This is a genomic window from Streptomyces oceani (genome assembly GCF_001751245.1).
GTDB classification, from domain to species: Bacteria; Actinomycetota; Actinomycetes; order Streptomycetales; family Streptomycetaceae; genus Streptomyces; species Streptomyces oceani.
This window is the reverse complement of the sequence record NZ_LJGU01000059.1, coordinates 1-518: the sequence shown is the minus strand read 5'-3', so window position 1 is coordinate 518 and position 518 is coordinate 1. Positions and strand designations below refer to the sequence as shown.

General features: G+C 67.8%; 1 protein-coding gene. It reads left to right on the top strand.

All coding sequences use genetic code 11. The annotated features are described in order from the left end of the window. Nucleotides 1-6: 6 nt before the first annotated feature. A partial coding sequence (locus AN216_RS26240; RefSeq protein ID WP_338059221.1) for a condensation domain-containing protein occupies nt 7-518 on the top strand: 512 nt, incomplete at its 3' end.

Genomic DNA, 518 nt, shown 5'->3' with positions numbered 1-518 from the left:
GGTGATGTGGTGGCGCGTCACGAGGTGCTGCGTACGGTGTATCCCGAGGTTGATGGTGCGCCGTACCAGTGCATCCTCGGCCGTCATGCTGTTCGGCCTACGATCGATCGGGTATCCGTAACGCCTTGTGGGCTCGAGTCGGTTCTGGTTGCGGAGGCGCGGCGTGGGTTCGATCTGCGTCGGGATCTTCCGCTGCGTGGGGTGTTGTACGCGGTGGGGGAGGGTGAGCATGTGCTGTTGCTGGTGCTGCATCACATCGCGGGTGACGGGTGGTCGCTGGGTCCGTTGATGCGGGATCTGGCGCAGGCGTATGCGGCGCGGTGTGCGGGTGTGGAGCCGGGTTGGGCGCCGCCGGCGGTGCAGTATGCGGACTATGCGGTCTGGCAGCGGGAGCTGCTGGGGTCGGAGGAGGATCCGGGCAGTCGGGCGTCGCAGCAGTTGGAGTACTGGACCACCGCATTGCGGGGGCTGCCCGACCAACTCGCCCTGCCCTTCGACCACCCCCGACCCCCCGTCGC